The organism is Ectorhizobium quercum (assembly GCF_026552795.1).
Lineage (GTDB): Bacteria > Pseudomonadota > Alphaproteobacteria > Rhizobiales > Rhizobiaceae > Ectorhizobium > Ectorhizobium quercum.
Genome location: NZ_JANFPI010000003.1, coordinates 347,444 through 363,689, shown reverse-complemented (window position 1 = coordinate 363,689; position 16,246 = coordinate 347,444). Strand labels below are relative to the sequence as shown.

At 66.0% G+C, this 16,246-nt stretch carries 16 protein-coding genes and 1 riboswitch; of the genes, 6 read left to right on the top strand and 10 right to left on the bottom strand.

The window, feature by feature from the left end:
* Positions 1–5: 5 nt before the first annotated feature.
* From NOF55_RS10235 to NOF55_RS10225, 3 genes are all read right to left on the bottom strand, one after another.
* The gene (locus tag NOF55_RS10235; protein WP_306411276.1) at positions 6–992 is read right to left on the bottom strand and encodes an ABC transporter substrate-binding protein; all 987 of its coding nucleotides are present in this window, start codon (positions 990–992) and stop codon (positions 6–8) included.
* 13 nt (positions 993–1,005) lie between these two features.
* A complete protein-coding gene (locus tag NOF55_RS10230) occupies positions 1,006–2,619 on the bottom strand; it encodes an ABC transporter substrate-binding protein (RefSeq protein WP_306411275.1) in 1,614 nt (537 codons plus the stop codon).
* Between the two features lie 199 nt (positions 2,620–2,818).
* Positions 2,819–4,024 carry an MFS transporter gene (locus NOF55_RS10225; protein WP_306411274.1) on the bottom strand — a complete coding sequence of 402 codons (1,206 nt, stop codon included), beginning with the start codon at positions 4,022–4,024 and terminating at the stop codon, positions 2,819–2,821.
* A gap of 132 nt (positions 4,025–4,156) precedes the next feature.
* Between NOF55_RS10225 and NOF55_RS10220 the strand changes: the two genes are divergently transcribed.
* Positions 4,157–5,089, top strand: a complete 933-nt coding sequence (locus NOF55_RS10220) for an AraC family transcriptional regulator (RefSeq protein WP_306411273.1) — start codon at positions 4,157–4,159, stop codon at positions 5,087–5,089.
* Positions 5,090–5,115: 26 nt separating this feature from the next.
* Here the strand turns inward: NOF55_RS10220 and NOF55_RS10215 are convergent, their stop codons facing one another.
* The 7 genes from NOF55_RS10215 to NOF55_RS10185 form a co-directional block, all read right to left on the bottom strand.
* Entirely contained in the window at positions 5,116–5,550 is a 435-nt protein-coding gene (locus NOF55_RS10215) for a pseudoazurin (RefSeq protein ID WP_306411272.1), read from the bottom strand.
* Between the two features lie 15 nt (positions 5,551–5,565).
* Positions 5,566–6,330, bottom strand: coding sequence for an ABC transporter ATP-binding protein (locus tag NOF55_RS10210; RefSeq protein WP_306411271.1), 765 nt, complete (start codon positions 6,328–6,330; stop codon positions 5,566–5,568).
* Positions 6,327–7,379, bottom strand: coding sequence for a FecCD family ABC transporter permease (locus NOF55_RS10205; protein WP_306411270.1), 1,053 nt, complete (start codon positions 7,377–7,379; stop codon positions 6,327–6,329). Before NOF55_RS10205 ends, NOF55_RS10210 begins: the two co-directional genes overlap by 4 nt.
* Complete coding sequence (locus tag NOF55_RS10200; RefSeq protein ID WP_306411269.1) at positions 7,376–8,395, bottom strand: ABC transporter substrate-binding protein; 1,020 nt, start codon at positions 8,393–8,395, stop codon at positions 7,376–7,378. The genes NOF55_RS10205 and NOF55_RS10200 overlap by 4 nt, the downstream gene beginning before the upstream one ends.
* A 169-nt stretch (positions 8,396–8,564) precedes the next feature.
* Positions 8,565–8,760: riboswitch (cobalamin riboswitch) on the bottom strand.
* A 106-nt stretch (positions 8,761–8,866) separates the two neighbouring features.
* Complete coding sequence (locus NOF55_RS10195; protein WP_306411268.1) at positions 8,867–9,934, bottom strand: ABC transporter substrate-binding protein; 1,068 nt, start codon at positions 9,932–9,934, stop codon at positions 8,867–8,869.
* 32 nt (positions 9,935–9,966) lie between these two features.
* On the bottom strand, positions 9,967–11,316 hold the full coding sequence (locus NOF55_RS10190; RefSeq protein WP_306411266.1) for an LLM class flavin-dependent oxidoreductase: 1,350 nt from the start codon (positions 11,314–11,316) through the stop codon (positions 9,967–9,969).
* A gap of 9 nt (positions 11,317–11,325) precedes the next feature.
* Positions 11,326–12,696, bottom strand: coding sequence for an LLM class flavin-dependent oxidoreductase (locus NOF55_RS10185; protein ID WP_306411265.1), 1,371 nt, complete (start codon positions 12,694–12,696; stop codon positions 11,326–11,328).
* 109 nt (positions 12,697–12,805) lie between these two features.
* On the opposite strand from NOF55_RS10185, the gene NOF55_RS10180 reads away from it, so the two are divergent.
* The 5 genes from NOF55_RS10180 to NOF55_RS10160 all read left to right on the top strand — a co-directional run bounded on the left by NOF55_RS10180 (position 12,806) and on the right by NOF55_RS10160 (position 16,240).
* Complete coding sequence (locus NOF55_RS10180) at positions 12,806–13,621, top strand: ABC transporter ATP-binding protein (RefSeq protein WP_306411264.1); 816 nt, start codon at positions 12,806–12,808, stop codon at positions 13,619–13,621.
* Entirely contained in the window at positions 13,618–14,436 is an 819-nt protein-coding gene (locus tag NOF55_RS10175; RefSeq protein ID WP_306411263.1) for an ABC transporter permease, read from the top strand. The genes NOF55_RS10180 and NOF55_RS10175 overlap by 4 nt, the downstream gene beginning before the upstream one ends.
* Positions 14,433–15,227 (top strand): ABC transporter permease, encoded by a 795-nt coding sequence (locus NOF55_RS10170; RefSeq protein ID WP_306411262.1) that lies wholly within the window; start codon positions 14,433–14,435, stop codon positions 15,225–15,227. The genes NOF55_RS10175 and NOF55_RS10170 overlap by 4 nt, the downstream gene beginning before the upstream one ends.
* Before the next feature lie 105 nt (positions 15,228–15,332).
* Positions 15,333–15,677, top strand: coding sequence for a DMT family transporter (locus tag NOF55_RS10165; protein WP_306411261.1), 345 nt, complete (start codon positions 15,333–15,335; stop codon positions 15,675–15,677).
* A gap of 2 nt (positions 15,678–15,679) precedes the next feature.
* A complete protein-coding gene (locus NOF55_RS10160) occupies positions 15,680–16,240 on the top strand; it encodes a TetR/AcrR family transcriptional regulator (RefSeq protein WP_306411260.1) in 561 nt (186 codons plus the stop codon).
* The last annotated feature ends 6 nt before the right edge of the window (positions 16,241–16,246 follow it).

Below are 16,246 nucleotides of genomic sequence, written 5' to 3'. Positions count from 1 at the left end.
GACCGTCATGCGCCCGCCCCCGGAAACGGCAGTGCCCATTCCCGCACATCGACGCGCGCCGGCGCGAAGCCGTGCCGGAACAGGAAATCCGCCTGATGCTGAAGTGCTGCCAGACGTTCCTCCGTCAGATCGGGCAAAAGATTCGCCGTGGTGAAGCCGCCGAACGCGCTTTCGGCATCCTCCACCGACTGTCCCGTCTCGCCGGCAAGCAGGGCCCAGAGCCTGTGCCTGTCCGGGCCGATCGTCTCGACAGCCCGCCTGACGGCATCCAGCACCGCGCCCACGGCGTCGGGGTGTTCGGCGATGAAGTCTTCGTGGAAGGTCAGCGTCCGCGGCGTGCCGTTGTTGACCCGCACGAGCGGATCATCGGCGAGATCAAGCCGGATGAGCGGACGAACCTTGCCGGACGCGATGGCCGCGGCACCCGCCGCGCTTTTCAGCCACACGGCATCGACGTCGCCCGTCGCCAGAGCCGCCAGTTCGTCTTCGAAATGTTCCCCGCCGCGCTCGCCGGGGGCGGTGCTGCGATGGGCGACGTCGACCAGCGTCGCATCCGACAATTGCAGGCCGGCCGTTCCCAGTGCCTGCTCGATGCCCCGCACCGCCGAAATCCGCGCCACGTCAAGACGATGGCCCGGTGTGACCGGCACCGCGAAGCGTGCACCCTTCAGGTCGGCAACGGACCGGGCCGGCGAATCCGGCCGCACCACCACCGCCTGGATTTCATCGAGCCAGGTGATGCCGAGCAGCCTGGTTCGCGCTCCGCCGCTCTTCGCCCAGATGGCCGGAATATTGCCGCCCTCGCGGATGAGGTTGGCGATGCCGTGCTCGAAATGGTGGCGTCTTATGGCGGGGTCATGGATGTCCTGCAAGGCGCGCGGCTGGAATCCCTGCGCGACCAGTGTTTCCTGAAGGGTGCCGAGCCCAGCGCCGACGCCGGTTGCAGTCGGCGCGGGACAGCGGGTGTAATAGAGGGTGGAGCCATCGGCCATGTCGTTTCTCCTCTTATGCCTTGATCCAGGTGGAAGCGAAATCGCCGGAAATGCCGGCGGCGTCCACGATCGCATCGACGACTCGCCGGTTGATGAAGGAGAACTGGAAATCGGTCAGAAGGTTGAGATCGGGCAGATCGGCGATGACCTGCCTCTGGACGTCCGTCCAGAGCTGCTTGCGGCGGACGGGATCGACCTCGACCGCCGCGGCTTCGAGAAGCGCATCGACCTGCGGATTGGCATAGTGGGAGCCGTTCGAGAAGGGAACGCCCGGCTTGAAGTTCTTCGACCAGTAAAGCCGCTGCACGCCGACCGTCGGGTCGAAGGTATTGGTCATGGAATTGGTCGTAAACGAGAAGTCGCGGTCGGTATAGACGCGCTTGACGTAGGTCGCGAAATCCTGGACGCGCACGTCGACCTCGATCCCGACCTTGGCGAGCGCCTGCTTCACATAGTCGGCAGTGCGCCTGTCGCCTTCCGTCGCCGGGCGGAAATCATGCACGACGCGGAAGCGGATGCCGCCCTGCCCGCGCGGATAGCCGGCCTCGTCGAGCAGCTTTTCCGATTTTGCCGGGTCGAAATCGTAGTCCGGCAGGTCGTCGGCCCGGAACGGCACGAGTTCCGGACTGATCGGCCCGGAGACGATCTCGCCGAAACCGTACCAGATCACATTATGGACGACCGTCTTGTCGATGGCGTGCGCAACCGCCTGACGAACGCGGATATCCTTGAAATAAGGGTCGTCGAGGTTGAATTCGAGACGCTTCACGCCGGCGTCGAAAATTGATCCGCGTGAATCGATAGCGATGTGCGGAAAGCCCTTGATGCGCTCCACCTCGCTGAGCGGCACCAGCGTTCCCGATGCCACGTCCGCCTCCCCGGTTTCAAGCGCGACGGCCCGCGCGCCCTGGTCGGAGATGAACCGGAAGATGATGCGGTCGAGATAGGGCTTGCCGGCGTCCCAGTAGTCCGGGTTGCGCTCAAGAATGAGGTGGCTGCCATGCACCAGTTCGACGAAGCGGAAAGGCCCTGTGCCGACCGGCGCATTGTTGGCCGGGTTGGTCTTCGGGTCGGTACCCTCATAGATATGCCTGGCGACGATGGGCGATTCGCTCGAAACCAGTGCATTCAGAAGATAAGGCGCCGGCTGCGAAAGCCTGAGGATCAGCGTGTGATCGTCGGGCGTATCGGTTGCCGAGACATTGGCGAAGGTCGCGCGCCCGCGCGGGTGGATCTCCTTCAGAAGCTGGATCGAAAAGGCGGCGTCGGCCGCCGTGAACGGCTTTCCGTCATGCCATTTCACGCCCTCGCGCAGCGTGAAGGTGTAGGTCAGCCCGTCGTCGCTTACGTCCCATGCGGTCGCCAGCGCGGGCTTCGGCGTGAGGTCGAAATCGTAGCGGAGCAGCCCCTCCACCACCTTGGGACCGATGCTTCTGGAATAATCCGGCGAGAACGGGATGAGCGCCGGCGGCTGGACGGCGGCCAGAAAATTCAGGGTGCCGCCGCTTTGCGGCGAAGCGCTCCCGGCAAAAGCGGCGCCGGCGGACAAGGCGCCGGACGAAAGGGCGGTGGCGGCCAGAAGCGCCCCCGCGCCCCTGAACAGCACGCGACGCGACAAGGAAAACATGCAAACCTCCTCCGTGGGAAAACCGGTGCCACGACCGGCCCATCGGGAGGCAACTCTTCTACAGGAGGCGCGGAAGGACAAAGCATGCCTTTCCACCGCGGAACTTGATTAAAGATAAAATATATCGATTTTATTATTTATTGAGGAAGAAGCCGATGCCCGCGCCGGCCGGCGAAAAATCGCCGGCCGGAGGATCGGGTCACGAACCGAGCGCGGCAGCCGCCGGCCGCGGCTTCACGCCAAGCAGAATGCCGATGACGGCGGCCAGAAACACGATGCCGCTGAGCGTGAAGACGCCCGTCGCACCGTTCAGGTCGAACACGACCCCGCCGATGGCAGCCCCCATGCCGATGGCGAACTGGATCGAGGCCACCAGCAGGCCGCCGGCGCTTTCCGCCTCGTCGGAAACGGTGCGCGCCAGCCAGGTCGACCACGAAACCGGAACAGCGCCGAACAGGAAGCCCCAGACGGCGACGATCAGGGCCGCGCCTGCAAGCGTCGGGGCGGCGGCCACGATGATCAGCGCCAAGGCGCCGAGCGTCAGCGGCACCAGCGTCAGCGTCATCCGCAGGCTGCGGGCGATCATTACCCCGGCAAACAGCGTGCCGGCGAAATTCGCAAGCCCGAAGCCGAGCAGGACGGTGGAGATCACTTCGATACGGGCCCCGACATCGATTTCGAGATAGGCGCGCAGATAGGTGAAGACGGCAAAGTGACCGCCGAAAACCAGCGTCGCCGCGATGAGGCCCCATGCGATGCCCGGCCGGGCCAGAACGCTGGCAAGCGTGCGCAGGCCGGTCGATCCGGTCGCGGGCAGCCGTGGCAGGCTCAGCGCCTGCATGACGAGCGCCACCAGCCCGAGGCCCGCCGCGAGCACGAAGACCGACCGCCAGCCGGCCAGTTCGCCGAGATAGCTGCCCAGCGGCGCCGCCGCGATGGTCGCCGCCGCGACGCCGCTGAACACGATGGAAAGCGCGCGCGGCACCTTCGACAGCGGCACCAGCCGGATGACGATGGCGGTCGACATCGCCCAGAAGCCGCCGAGCGCGACGCCGAGGATCAGCCTGCCGACCAGAAGCAGCGTCATCCCCGGCGCAGCCGCCACCATCAGGTTGGAAAGGACCAGCAGGGCGGAGAAGAACATCATCAGGTGCCGCCGGTCGATGCGCCGCGCGACCGAGGTGACGAGCAGGCTCGCCACCATGCCGACCACCGCCGTCACCGTCACGGCCTGACCGGCCGCGCCTTCGGTAATGGAGAGTTCGGCGGCAATCGGGGTGAGCAGGCTGGCGGGCAGGAACTCCGCCGTCACGAGGCCGAAGACACCGAGCGCCATAGAGACGACCGCCGTCCATGCGGGGGTCTCCGCCGTGCCGCCCGTGGCGGGTTCGAAGGATGGATTCATGAAACTTTCCTTGGGAGTGGAGGAACGATGGAGGCGAGGATAGGCTGGACTTGCCGGACGATCCATGTCACAAAATCCGGCATGCTTGATCGAAAGTCCGAAACTTCCCGAGCGCCGCTCGATCCCGACCTCGTGAGTGAGTTGCTCATGGGCATGCGGCTCGTCGGGCTCGACTACGGCCGCATCGAGGCGGCGCCGCCATTCGGCATTGCCTTCGGCGAGATCGAGGGCCGGGCCCAGTTCCATTTCGTGGCGCGGGGGCCGGTGCATCTGCGAACGCCCGGCGGCACCTTCCACCGGCTCGACACCGGCGATGCGGTGCTTCTGCCGCGCGGCGGCGCGCACGCGCTGGTCTCCGACCCGGACATCCAATGCCGCGACGTGCGCTCGCTCGACGCCGCGCCGCTCTGCGCCGCCGTCAGCGCCATCAAGGCCTGCAACGGCGAAGCTTGCGCGGATGGCCGCGCGATCGTCTTCAGCGGCTGCATGGAATTCGACCTCGGCGGTCTTCATCCGCTGGTGGCGCTGATGCCGGAGATCATGTTCGTCGGCACGCTCATCGACCGCTACCCGGAAATCCTGCCGATGCTGGAAGCGATGGAGCGCGAGGCGAAGGGTGCGCGGGCTGGCTTCGCCGGCATCCTGTCGAGGCTTGCCGATGTCGTCGCGGCGCTGATCGTCCGCGCCTGGGTCGAATGCGGCTGCGGCGATGCGACCGGCTGGATCGCCGCTCTGCGCGATCCGCGCCTCGGCCGCGTCATCGTCGCGATCCACAACGCGCCGGGGCACGACTGGACGCTCACCGAGCTTGCCGACCGCATGGGAGCCTCCCGCTCGGTCTTCGCCGAACGGTTCCTCGACGTCACCGGCATCACGCCATTGCGCTACCTGACGGAACTGCGCATGCGCCTCGCCGCGCAATGGATTGCCAAGGAGCGCATGCCGATCGAAACGGTCGCCCTCAGGCTCGGCTACGGCTCGCAGGCGGCGTTCAGCCGCGCCTTCAAGCGCATCACCGGCCATCCGCCCGGCGCGCTTGCGGCGGCGCGGAGCAGCCGGAGCTAGGGTCAGGATACGCTGGACGCACCGCGTTACTTCGCCGTGGCGCGGGCGATGATGTCCTCGAAACGCTTCTTCGCGCGTGGCGGCAGGTTTTCCGGCAACGTCACCTGATCGGCTGGCGCCTCGCCGACCTGGATCAGCATCACCATACCCATCGCGTAATGGGGCGTGCATTTGATGCCGTAGAAGCCGGGCGTAGTGAACGTCACCTCGATCTCCTCGTTGAGCTTGCCACGGAAGGCTTCCGCACCCTCGGGAATGAAGCCGTCGATAGTCGCGGCGTTGTGGCCGGTGGAGACGGAGATGAACCGCACTATGTCGCCGGGCTTCAGCTCAAGATAATCCGGCTCGTAGGGCATCGGCCCCGCCTCGCCGCGGTTGAGCATCCTCACCTCGATGGTCTCGGCGAGCGCCGGGGCGGCGGACAGGAGAATGAGAGCGAGCGGAACGAGCAATCTGCGCATGCGGCTGACAACCTTTCAGGACAGGGTGCGGAAACGGAAGACCCGTGCGCCGTCGGCGGGATCGGTGAGGACGGAGGCACCGACGCCGAAAATGCCGTGCAGGCAGTCGGCGGTCAGCACATCTGCCGGCGGGCCGAGCGCCACGAGGCGTCCCCTGTCCATCACGCCGATGCGGTCGCATTCGAGCGCCTGGTTGAGATCGTGCAGCGCGACCACCGTCGTCACCGGCAGGGCAAAGACAAGCCGCAGGATCGCGAGCTGGTGATGGACGTCGAGATGGTTGGCGGGCTCATCGAGCAGCAGGATTTCCGGGCGCTGCGCCAGCGCCCGGGCGATATGGACGCGCTGGCGCTCGCCGCCCGAAAGCGTTGCCCAGGAGCGCTTCGCAAACGCCGTCATCGACACGGCGGCCAGCGCCTCCTCGACGATGGCGTCGTCCTTTTCCGACCACGGTTGCAGGGCGGAAAGCCAGGGCGTGCGGCCAAGCTCCACGGCATCGCGCACGTTGATCCGCTCGCCAGTGTCGGCCTGCTGCTCGACCAGGGCGATCGTCCTTGCGATCTCGCCGCGCCGCATGGCAGAAAGCGGCTTTCCCTTCAGAAGAACGCGGCCGCGGCCCGGGCTGCGGATGCCGGCGATAAGCTTCAGCAGCGTCGATTTTCCCGAACCGTTCGGCCCGACCAGCCCCAGCCTTTCGCCCTTACGGATTTCGAGATCGATGCCGGAGACGATTTCGGTGCGGCCGGCCGACCAACCGAGATTTTCCGCAACAAGGATCATTGCGGCCTCCGGGCGCGGATCATGATCAGGGCGAAGACCGGCGCTCCGGCAAGCGCGGTGATGACGCCGATCGGCAGCACCTGTCCGTGAATGAGGGTGCGCGACAGCACATCGCATCCGATCAGGAACACCGCCCCCATCAGCGCCGAGGCCGGGACCAGCCGGACATGACGCACCCCCACGAGGAAGCGCGCCGCATGCGGCACCACCAGACCGACGAAGCCGATGGAGCCGACCATGCTGACCATGACCGCCGTCATCAGCGCCGCCGTGGCGATCAGCACCGCCTGCACACGCCGGACCGGCACGCCGAGCGAGGCCGCCGATTCCGTGCCGAAGGTGAAAGCATCGAGCGCCCGCGCATGCCAGATGCAGACCGCCACGCCGAGGATCGCCACCGGCACGGCCAGCCAGACGTCATGCCAGCGCACGCCGCTCAGATTGCCCATCAGCCAGAACATGATGCCGCGCGCCTGATCGGAATTGGCCGACTTGGCGATGACGAAGGAGGTGAGCGCGTTGAAGAGCTGCGAGCCGGCGATGCCGGCCAGCACGATCTGGCCCGACGCGCCGGGACCGGGGCCGGCGCCCGCCGCCCGTGCCAGAGCCACGACCATCGCGAAGGCGAGAAGCGCGCCGGCGAAGGCACCGAGCGAAAGCGACAGCATGCCTGCACCGAGACCGGCGATGGTGACGGCCACCGCCCCGGTCGACGCGCCGGCCGAAATGCCGAGAATATAGGGATCGGCCAGCGCATTGCGCAGCAGCGATTGCAGCACCACGCCGGAAATGGCCAGACCCGCGCCGCAGCAGGCCGCGACGATGGCGCGCGTCAGCCGGTAGTTCCAGACAATGCCGGCGTCGATGGCGTCGAGGGCGTAGCCCGCCTCGAACAGCCGATTGGCAAGCGTCTGGAACACGACGGACGGCGGGATGGGCGTCTCGCCGATCGAGACCCCCGCCAGAATGGCCGCCGCAAGCACGGCAACGGCCACCAGCGCCGGCCCGCCCCGCGCGCCGCGCCGCAAGCGGGCAGCGGGCTCACTCATTTCGAAAGACCGAAGTCTTCCAGCGCACCGGCCAGCACCTCGATACCGGCCACCGCCCGGATCGTGGCGTCCATCGCATGGGCGTCCATCACCACGATGCGGCCGTTCTTCACCGCCTCCATCTGGCTGGCGACCGGATCGGTCCTGAGGAATTCGAGCTTCTTCTCCACATCGTCGGCGGGGAAACGGCGGCGGTCCATCTCCGCGATCACGATCACGGTCGGGTTGGCTCGGGCGATGGTCTCCCAGCCGACGACCGGCCATTCCTCGTCGGATTCGACGATGTTGCGGATGCCGAGCTTGTCCATCATGTAACCCGGGGAGCCCTTGCGCCCGGCTACATAGGGGTCGATGTCCATATCGGCGCTGGAGAACCAGAACACCGCCGAAACGTCATCGAGGTCCAGAGCCTTCGCCCGGTCGACGGCGGCGGCCTCGCGCGCCTTCAACGCGTCGACCAGCGTCCTGCCGCGTTCCTCGACGTCGAAGATCGCCGCCAGTTCGCCGATGCCCCGATAGATGCTGTCCATCGAAAACAGTTCGCTGCGGGTGCCGTCGACGCCGACCGTATTGTCCTTGGCGATACAATCGGCGGGCAGCACATAGGTCGGGATGCTCAGATCGTGGAACTGCTGGCGCGTGGCGACGATGCCTTCCGGCCCGACATGCCAGACGAACTGGACGGTGACGAGGCTGGGGCGTTTGGCCACGACGCTTTCGAAGCTCGGATCGTTGTCGGCCATCCGCTCGATCCCGACATTGACCTCCTTGAATTCGGGCAGAACCTCGTTGAACCACACCGAGGTTCCCGTCACCTTGTCGGCGAGGCCGAGCGAATAGAGCACCTCGGTCGCCGCCTGCCCGACGGTGACGGTGCTGGCGGGCGCGCTTTCGAAGGTCAGCGTCTCGCCGCAGTTTTCGAGTGTCAGCGGATAGGTGGTCGCGTTGGCGGCGGATGAGAGCGCAAGGCCCGCAACGAGGCCGGTTGCCGCAAGGGCAAGGCGAAAAACAGTCATGATGTCAGGATCTCCGATCAGACAGAAACCGGAATCCGGGACATGATGGGAAAAGGCGCTGAAAGCCGCGCAGGCAACGCAAGGAGCTGCGCCGCGACGGCGTAGCGCGGTTTACCGCTGCTTTGGACAGAATACATCGACACCCTCCCCGGACATCCCCGCCCGGCGCGTTCAGTTACAGGTGCCGGCAGGTCTCCTGACTGACGGGTCTTCGTCCGCGACGGCCTTCCCGGATGAACTCCAGTGGCTCGATCGGCGCGGACTCACCGCCTACAGTTGCGGGGGCAGTTTCGTTTGCGGCCCTTTCGGGACCGCTGCGAATTCCCTCTTCGTTCCTTGCGGAAACCGGCACCACCCTCCTAACCCATCGCCCGCTAGCGGGCAAGGGCCCTGATGAGAGACCGGGGCCGATCACGAGAACATCGCAATCCTGACGGCACGCCCGTGGAAGCTGTGCCGATGGCCCGGCCGTCAGGCGTCCGGCTTGCCGTTCTTGTCGAAAGGCGTCCAGAGCCCTTCGAGCCCGAGGTCGCGAATGGCGACATCGAGATATTTCGGTTCCAGCCAGTCGTCGATGTCGATTTCCCGGCGGATCAGGCCGAATTCCTTCGCCTGCGCGGCCTTCCGCCGGTAAAGCTCATGCGTGAAGCCGTCCAGCAGCGGCGAATGGCGTATTTTCAGGTCGACGCCATCGAGATCGCTCCGCAGGACCGATTCCGGCGTGCCCGACTTGGCCCAGAGCGCGATCAGGGCGTCGCGGTTTTCCTCCCGGGAAGACCATTCGGCGCCGCGCGTGAACGCCTTGACGATCCTCTGCGTGACTTCGGGATATTTCTGCTCGAACTCCTCCGTAACGAAGGTGGAGCCGACCCGCGCCGCCGTCGGCGTGTCGGAATTGCTGTTATAGGCCACCTTGACCAATCCCTGCTCCTGCAAGCGCAGGAAACTGACATCGCCGAAAGCGCCATCGACCTGACGGCTGGCAAGCGCGGCATTGGCGGAGGCGTTGTCGAGGTTCACGATCGTCACGTCGGACCATTTCAGTCCATGCTCGGAGAGAACCGTCGCAACGGAGAGGTGATTGTTCGTGCCGAGCTGCAAGGCGATTTTCCTGCCTTTCAACTGGGGGATTCCGGTAATGTCGGACCCGGCCGGAACGGCCAGATAGACCGGCCGCCGCGTGCCGCCGACCAGAAGCAGCTTGCTGCGGATGCCGCTGGCGCGGCCGACGACGGAAGGCAGATCGCCCTGGGAGTAGAAATCGAGTTGCCGGTTGGCCAGCGCCTCGTTGACGGCCGGCCCGGCACCGCGGAAGAAATACCACTCGAACGCCACGTCCGGGTCGCCCTTGAACTCTTCCTCCACCAGCCCGAGCGCATGGGTCGTCGCCCAGCTGTTGCCCTGCGCGAAAGGGCGGTTGTCGGCGCCAATGCCGGAATATCCCAAGCGGACCGCCAGGGGCACGGCGGCGCGGACATGGGGAGCGGCCAGCACACCGGCGGCTGCGGCGGCGCAGGCCAGGAAGTCTCTGCGTTTCATCGTCGATAATCCTTTTCGAAGCAGATCGGCATTCACTCCGCGGCTGCGGGAGCGACAAAACGGTTGGCGGGCTTGTGAAGCCCGAGGTGATCGCGCAGCGTGTCCCCTTCATAGCCTTCGCGGAACAGGCCGCGGCGGCGCAGCTCGGGCAGCACCAGCTCGATGAAATCGTCGAGCCCCGTCGGGTGCGGCGGCATGATGTTGAAGCCATCCGCCCCGCCCTCGCGGAAATAGCTTTCCAGCGCGTCGGCCACTTCCACCGGCGTGCCGACGATCTGCCAGTGACCGCGCGCGCCGGCGATTTCGAGATAGAGTTCGCGGATCGTCAGGTTCCGCTTGCGGGCGAGATCGAGCAGAATCTCCTGCCGGCTGCGGTTGCCTTCCGTCTTCGGCAGGTTTTCGGGAAGCGGGCCGTCGAGCGGATAGCCGGACAGGTCCACGCCGCCGAGGTGCGACTGGATGTAGTTCAGCCCGACCACCGGATGAACGAGGTCCTGCAAGACCTGGAACTTCGCCCGCGCCTCCTCCTCGGTGCGGCCGACCACCGGAAAGACGCCGGGCAGGATGCGGATATCGTCCGCGCTGCGCCCGTAGCGGCGCGTCCGCTCCTTCACGTCGCCATAGAACTCCTGCGCATCGGCAAGCGTCCGCTGGGCGGTGAAAACCGCCTCGGCGCTCTTCGCCGCAAGATCGCGCCCCGAAGGCGACGAACCCGCCTGCACCAGAACCGGGCGCCCCTGCGCGGATGGCGGTATGCCGAGCGGACCCTCCACGTTGAAATAGCGGCCCCGATGCCGCAGCCGGTGAAGCTTCGAGGCATCGAGGTAGCGCCCCGACGCGCGGTCGTCGAGGATCGCGCCGTCTTCCCAGCTGTCCCACAGCCCCTGAACGACATCGGCATATTCCGCCGCGCGGGCATAGCGCTCCTCGTGCGAGACATATCCCTCGAGGTCGTTGAAGTTCTCGCCTTCCAGACGGCTTCCCGAGGTCACGAGATTCCATCCGGCGCGCCCGCCGCTCAGAAGGTCGAGCGACGCGAAGTAACGGGCAAGGTTATAGGGCGCGTTGAAACTGGTCGAAACGGTCGCGATCAGGCCGATGCGTTCGGTCACGGCGGCCAGAGCCGAAATCAGGGTCAGCGGCTCGAAAAGCGTCGCGCGGGTCGTGCGGCTGACGTAATCCGGCTCCTCGGACGGCACGGCGACCGTGTCGGCCAGGAAGACGAGGTCGAAGGCGGCGGATTCGGCCAGTCGCGCGAGCCGGGTGTAGTTGGCGAGGTTGACGCCCGCATCCGGCTCGGCGTCGGGGTGCCGCCAGGCGGCGACATGATGGCCGGAGGGATGCAGGAAGGCGCCCAGCGATATCTGGCGTTTTCTCGTCATGACGTTACCTCATTCGGCTGGAGTCGGGACAGGACGGACGCTCGCCCGCCGCGAGACCGGGCGCGCAAGACCCAGATGGTCGCGCAACGTGCGCCCCGCATATTCGCTGCGGAAAAGCCCGCGCCGGCGCAATTCGGGCACCACGAGTTCGATGAAATCGTCGAGCCCCCAGTCGAGCTGCGGCGGCATGATGTTGAAGCCGTCGGCCGCCTCGTTGCGGAAGAAATATTCCAGTTCGTCGGCAATCTGCGCCGGCGTGCCGACAAGTTGCCAATGGCCACGGGCGCCGGCGATTTCCAGGTAAAGCTCGCGGATCGACAGGCCCTTGCGGCGCGCCAGGTCTATGAGCAGTTTCTGGCGGCTCTTGCCCGCGTTGGTCGGCGGAAGCTCCGGCAACGGCCCGTCGAGCGGATAGGCCGAAAGGTCGACACCGCCGGCAATCGGGCGCAGCAGCGCGAGACCGACGACGGGGTCGATCCTGTCCTGAAGGGAACGGAACTTCTGCCGCGCCTCCTCCTCGGTTCGTCCCACGACCGGAGAAACGCCGGGCAGGATTTTCAGCGACCCGCGCGACCGGCCGTAACGTGACAGGCGTTCCTTGACATCACCATAGAACTCCGCGGCCTCCTCGAAACTCTGATGCGCGGAAAACACGGCCTCCGCGGTCCTCGCCGCGGTTTCGCGCCCGTCGTCGGAGGCGCCGGCCTGGACCACGACGGGATGGCCCTGCGGTGAAGGCGGCACGTTGAGCGGCCCGCGCACGCGATAAAATTCGCCGGCATGGTTAAGCGGATGGAGCTTTTGCGGATCGAAGAGCACGCCCGCCGCCTTGTCGTAGAGAAGGGCTCCCTCGTCCCAGCTATCCCACAGCCCCCTGACGACCTCGTGAAATTCGTGGGCGCGGCGATAGCGCTCCGCATGATCGGGCAAGGCGTCCTGACCGAAATTGCCCGGGTCGGACGGGTTGCTCGACGTCACGAGGTTCCAGCCCGCACGGCCGCCGCTCAGGCGATCGAGCGACGCGAAGCGGCGGGCGATGTTGAACGGCTCGTTGTAGGTGGTCGATGCCGTGCCGACGAGGCCGATCCGTTCGGTCACGGCGGCGAGCGCCGACAGCAATGTCAGGGGCTCGAAACGCACCGCCCGCTCCTCCAGCTCCAGCGACGGGCTCTCCACCTCGCGGATCGAGGCTGAATCCGCCAGGAAAACGAGGTCGAACCGCGCCGCTTCCGCTTTCTGCGCGGCGCGGACGAAATTGCGGAAGTTCAAGGCCGCCTGCGGCGCGCCGGCGGGATCCCGCCAGGCCGCTATATGGTGTCCCGCCCCCATGAGGAAGGCGCCGAGGCTCAATTGCCGGGGTGTTTCTTTATGGTCTGACATGGGCTTCCGATCCGCAAGCGTGGCAAAACACAAACCTTGTAGATCACCGTTGTCATAATTGTCTACTTATTTTATAGACTATATGTAATTATTGGAAAGGATCCCTGCGATGCCCCGCCAAGTGCCCCCCGCTCCGCCCTCGAACTATCTGTCGGTTCAATCCGTGACCAAGCATTTCCACGTCGACGGACGGCAGATCACGGCGTTGACGAACGTGGATCTCAACGTCGAACGCGCCAGTTTCGTCACGATCGTCGGGGCGAGCGGCTGCGGAAAATCCACCCTGCTGCGGATCATCGCCGGTCTGGAACGCTCCGAGGGCCATGTCCTTCACGACGGCACGCAGGTCAGCGGGCCGAGCCTGTCACGCGGGCTCGTCTTTCAGGAGCCGCGTCTTTTTCCCTGGCTGGACGTGGAGGGCAACATCGCGCTGGGACTGGAGAATTCCGGCCTCGGCAATGCCGAGAAGCGGGAACTGGTGCGCGAACATCTCGCGCTCGTGTCGCTTTCGGATTTCGCCAGGGCATATCCCCGCCAGCTTTCGGGCGGCATGGCGCAGCGCGTGGCGATCGCGCGCGGTCTGGTGAACAGGCCCGGCCTTCTGCTGCTCGATGAGCCGTTCGGCGCGCTGGACGCCTTCACCCGCGCCCATCTGCAAGACGAGCTTCAGCGCATCTGGCAGAAGGAGAGGATCACCGCGCTCCTCGTCACCCATGACGTGGACGAAGCGGTGCTGCTCGGCGGGCGCGTCGTGATCATGTCGCCCCGGCCGGGACGGATCGCCGAAATCGTGGATGTGCCGCTTCCTTATCCCCGGGACCGCCGCATGCCGGAGATCGCGCCGATCCGCAACACGGTCCTCGATATTCTCGACGGAATCCGGACACCGCCCGGTGCGCGCACGCCGCTGGAAGCGGTCGCATGACCGATATCCGCGAAACATTGCCGGTGGCGGCGCTTGCCCCGTTCACCCTACCCGGCTGGCTCCTGCGGATCGGAACGGCGCTCCTCTTCCCGGCGGCGCTGGTCGTTGTCTGGCATTTCGCGTCGCTTTACCGATGGCTGCCGGAACAGATCCTGCCGCCGCCGGCCTATGTGCTCGACGCCGCCATCGCCGCCGTGCGGGAAGGCGACCTGCTGACCCATATCGGCTGGAGTTCAAGCCGCGTGGCGCTCGGCTTCGTCGCCGGTGCGACCACCGGCCTGATTCTCGGTTTCGCGATGGGCCTCTGGCGCGGCCTCGACGATCACATCCGCCCGCTCTTCACCGCCATCGCCCAGGTGCCGACCATCGGCTGGATTCCGCTGCTGATGCTGTTTCTCGGGATCGGCGAGGCGTTGAAGATCGTCATCATCGCCAAGGCCGCCTTCATTCCTGTAGTCATGAGCACCGCCGCGGCCCTGCGCGGCGTCCCCCGGGCCTTTCACGAGGTCGCGGACGTCTTCTGCCTGACGCGGGCGCAGCGCCTGCGCCTTCTCATCCTGCCCGCGGCGGTCGCGCCGATTTTCACCGGCATCCGCTACGGACTCACCAAGGCGTGGACAGCGCTGGTGGCCGTTGAGCTTCTCGCCTCCTCCGAAGGCCTCGGCTTCCAGCTCGTCTGGGCGCGGCAGATGTTCTGGCTGGACACGATGATCTTCGCGATGATCCTGATCGGGCTGACCGGTTTCCTGATGGATTACGCACTGGCGCGCGTCGAGCTGCGGTTGCAACGCTGGCGACTGGAGACTGCGGAATGAGCGAGATCACCTCTGTCGCCTCCCGCCGCCCTGCCCCTTTCGCGCGGCATCTCCATCCGGGCCTGCGCCTTCCCCTCGCATTGCTGGTGCTGTGGCAGGCGGCCAGCACGTTCGGATGGATCGATCCGCGCTTCCTGCCGCCGCCGCAGGACATCGTGCTGGCGGCCTGGCGCGAAGTCCACACCGGCGAGCTTCTGCTGCATGTCGGGGCAAGCCTCCTCCGCGATCTCACCGGCTTCACGCTCGGCACCGTCGCCGGCATCCTCTTCGGGGCGCTTCTCGGCCTTTCCAACACGGCCGACCGGCTGATCGGCCCGAGCTTCCATGCCCTCAAGCAGATCGCGGTGCTCGCCTGGATTCCGATCATCTCCGTGTGGTTCGGGTTTGCAGAGACCGCAAAGGTCGCCTTCGTCACCCTCGCCGCGTTCCTGCCCGTCGCGCTGAACACCACGGAGGGCATGCGCTCCCTGTCGCCGCAGATCCTCGAGGTCGGCCGCTCGCTCTGCCTGACGCCAACCCAGATCTTCCGGCGGGCGCGCCTGCCTGCGGCCCTTCCCTCGATCCTCAACGGTGTGCATCTCGCCCTCATCTATTCGTGGCTCGCCACCGTCGGAGCGGAATATTTCATGGCCGTCGGCCCGGGACTGGGCGGCCTGATCATCGCCGGGCGGGAAAGGTTCGAAATGGACGTCGTCATGCTCGGCGTCGTCATGCTCGGTGCGATCGGATACGCGCTGAACACGCTCGCCGAGCGGGTCGAGCATCGGCTGCTGCGCTGGCGGGACGGGTAAGCTTCGCTAACTGAACAGGATGGTCGTCCCCGAAAATTTCCCTTGAAAGATACCGGATGGTTGGTATTTATTGGCCCATCCCTTTCTCGATCAACGGTGATCCCCATGAACCCCGTCGTCATGGCCTACGGCTTCCTCGCCATCGCTATCGTCAGCGAAGTGACCGGCTCGACCTTTCTTCAGAAATCCGAGCAGTTCACCCGCTTCTGGCCGACCCTGATCATGGCGGGCCTGTACGTCACATCCTTCTACCTTCTGTCCCACGCCCTCAAGGCCATGCCGCTCGGGGTGGCCTATGCGATCTGGGCCGGCCTCGGCATCGTGCTGACGGCCGGTATCGGCGTGGTGGTCTTCCGCCAGACGCTGGACGCTGCGGCGATCATCGGCATCGGGCTGATCGTTTCGGGCGTGGTGGTGATGAACCTTTTCTCCAACACGACGACCCACTGACGATGACGAGCGCCCACAGCCGCAGGAAGCAGCCGGAACGCGTCCGCCGCGCCCTGCTTGACGCTGCCGAAAAGCTGGCGGTCGATCAGGGCGTCGCCGGCGTGACCATCCAGGCCGTCGCCGATGCCGCCGGAGTGACCAAGGGCGGTCTCTTCCATCATTTTCCAAGCAAGCAGGCGCTGGTCGAAGGCATGTTCGCCGACCTTCTCGAAAGCCTGGACGCACAGCTCGAAGACGCCATGTCGAGGGATGCGGAGCCGCGGGGCAGGTTCACCCGCGCCTATGTCGACTCCATGTTCGTGATCGGCGATTGCGGCCAGGATAGCCCGTGGGCTGCGTTGCTGGTCTCGATGATGGCCGAATCCGAATTGCGCCGGCTCTGGTCGGACTGGCTCGCCGCGCGGCTGCACCGTCATCACGAGACCGATGGCGACCCGATGCTGGAAATCGTGCGCCTCGCCGCCGACGGTGCGTGGCTTGCCGTGCTGACGAGCAACGACAGCTCCGCGATCATGGATGCCGCAAACGTCCGCGACCGGCTGCTGCTGCTGACACGAGGATAACGTTCT